The 2,889-nt window shown below is 47.2% G+C and carries 1 protein-coding gene and 2 pseudogenes; 1 reads left to right on the forward strand and 2 read right to left on the reverse strand.

What is annotated here, in order from left to right; all coding sequences use genetic code 11:
• The coding region (locus tag K2G43_RS06965) for a hypothetical protein (protein WP_300153742.1) at nt 1-193 on the forward strand (193 nt) is incomplete at its 5' end.
• Between the two features lie 76 nt (nt 194-269).
• On the opposite strand, the pseudogene K2G43_RS06970 reads toward K2G43_RS06965, so the two are convergent.
• Nucleotides 270-2,139: pseudogene (locus K2G43_RS06970) on the reverse strand (RagB/SusD family nutrient uptake outer membrane protein).
• Nucleotides 2,140-2,145: 6 nt separating this feature from the next.
• A pseudogene (locus K2G43_RS06975) lies at nt 2,146-2,505 on the reverse strand (SusC/RagA family protein); the annotation flags it as partial.
• Nucleotides 2,506-2,889 lie beyond the last annotated feature (384 nt).

Below are 2,889 nucleotides of genomic sequence, written 5' to 3' on the forward strand. Positions count from 1 at the left end.
TAACGCGGAAACCGATTTGGGGGATGAAAATAGCGAAAAAAGGGGCGGATTCAGGGTCTATCAGCGCATCATGCCGCAGTTCAGAGAGAGATTCCAACTTACAATGTTCCCCCTTGCTATTGAATACGATCCCCACTATCAAGGCCCGTTCGGAATTTGTCCCTATAGCGCACGCCCATGCTGGGCGTACTAAAAAAACAAGGGAACTCTCACGAGCTCCCTTGCCGTCACAGCTATGTTAAAACCCACTCGGTCTTAACATTTTTATATCATTCAATGGCCGTTCCGTTAATGGTTTCAGGCCAATACGGATTCTGATAAAGCACTGAAGTGTTTACACTCTCGTCCGGAGAAAGTAACTCCATTTCACGAATGGGCACAGGTGACAAATAGTAAGCTTTTGCCCAAGAATATCCATCATATACCGGATTATTATCTTTCATGATGGAATAAGGACGCAAATACACATACTCGGGTGCTGAGATATTGGCACCTTCCACTCCGGTATAGCTATAATCAATCTCCGCTCTATTCTCATCATAGTTGCAATATTCGTACATTTTAGTCCAGAAATTGCATCCTTCCGGAATCCATTTTGTTGTAAGCATGTGATCGAATGAGCGCCAACGCACCAAGTCATCCCAACGCATGTCCTCACCGATAAACTCACAACGGCGTTCGCGGCGGATATTCAACAACGTAGCATCTACCTGCTGTCCGCCGGACATCTTGCCCCAATCGGTTTCCCGGTTCATGTCGGTAGCGCTGATAGTCTTGTTAAAATCAGTATCCACACCGGCACGTTCACGGATAGCCTTCCAATACTTGGCAGCTTTGGAGTCGATGTTTCCGCTATACAAATAGGAAGCCTCCATATAGTTCAAGTAAGCCTCTACACCCCGGAACACAATACAACCGGTAGTAGATTCTGCCTTTCCCCACACGTTTTGAGCCGGGTCGAAGCAGGCGTACTTACGCAAGCGATAACCGGTGCGGTCCTGCATTTCCTGGCGATTGGATACCGGATGAGGAAGAAAGTATTGTTCGGTACCGGCGGTCTGCTGGGAATGGTTAGGCAAGAAATTGCTTTCACCAAACACGAAAAGTTGCAGACGGCCGTCGCGGTTTGCCTTTACATTGTCCAGTGTCTCATCACCCATGTAAGGTGCCACACCGGTAGCAGCATACCAAGGCATGCCATCCGCCATCAGGAAACTCTCCATGTAGCTCTTCAACAATCCATGATTGCTGCCGGACTGTACCCACGCCGGTGCGCCGTGCGCGATGGTATAAGAACCGGTCTTCTGATATTCTCGCCACATCAACACCTCTTTATTGGCACTCAGGTCTGTGGAAGCGAACAACTCAAAATAAGGAATGAACCCGTTTTCCCGGCCATGTTTCGTCACCCGGGACACGTCCTGTTCCCTTGTGATATTTCTCAAAAGTTCCTTCGTACAGAGCCACCCGTGACTTGAACAACAGGGCAGTCTGTTTGTTGATACGGTTATTTCCGGCAAAGCCCCAATCCTGCAACATGCCAATTGCCTTATCCAGATCTTCCAAGATGAAGCGTGCCACTTTGTTACGCGGTTGGCGCACCGCTTTTTCCATCATCACCGCTTTGTCATCGGGAAGGACTTCCGTAATAATGGGATAGTCACCGAATGTACGCAGGTAATTGAAATAGACCTTGGCACGTATGAAATACATCTCACCGATATAGTGCTTTATTTCCGTAGGATTGCCCGACACTTCTCCTGCCTCAAACTTCGGCAAAGCAGTTTCAAAGAAATAGTTGCAATAGCGGATAAAGCTGAAACTCCAGCCACCGCCACTATTAGGCACCTTCCAGTAGCCCGGCTCGTAATAGGCACTGCTATAGCCTCCGGAAACAGCATTATCCGTAGAACCGTCACCCGAACCGATTCCCATGCTATATCCGGCGTGTGTGGAAAACAAGCCATTATACTGGCTGATGGAATAGGCGGCAAAATGGTCGGTTGTCGTAAAATAGGCACCGGGAGTTACCGATGACAACGGTTCCCTGTCCAAGAAATCCGTGCACGAAGCGAACATCCATGTTCCTCCAACAATGGCACAAGCCTGCACTAATATATTTTTGAGTCTCATAATAATTCTTCTTTAAAAGTTAACATTTACACCAATTGACACAACTCTCTGCAAAGGATACAATTTACCGGAACCTGTTCCTGCCAAGTCACCCGTTGCTTCAGGGTCAAAGATATCAGACAAGCCGGTAAAGGTAAGCAGGTTGTCGGCAGATACATACAGGCGAAGAGAGGATATGCCTGCCTTGCTCATCCACCTCTGCGGGAAGGTATATCCCAGCTGAATATTCTTCATACGCAAGTATGCACCGTTCTGCAAATAGCGCGTCTGGGTATGAGTATTTCTTCCACCACTGAAGTTCACCTTCGGATAGTAAGCGTTCAGGTTGGCTCCCAACGGGTCACCCTCCGGACGCCAGAAGTCCCAATGCTCTTCAAATCAACAATAATCGCATTTATTTTATATAAAAATAAAATTAAAAGGTGAACGAACTCAAAAAACAAGCGCACATTTATCCCTTTCTACGCACACAAATTTGTCATTATAGGCCAATATTCCATGAGGTCCATGACAACGGCATGCACCTATAGGTTGAAGCAGCGATATCTCCTTCCGACTCTTAAGCCGACTTGTCGGCTGATAACTTCTCTCAGTGCAAGAAGCATGAGTCTAAAATCACAATTATTTACATAGAATATTTCACTTTCCAAAGTTCCGCCACTTTCTATTCTTTCTGCCGGCCTCTTGTCCGGCCCTTACCCGCTCCGTACTTCCTTCGGTGTTTCTTCGGACGTTCTTCGGACATTCTTCGGTCCT

The organism is Bacteroides sp., assembly GCF_029057325.1.
Taxonomy (GTDB): Bacteria; Bacteroidota; Bacteroidia; order Bacteroidales; family Bacteroidaceae; genus Bacteroides.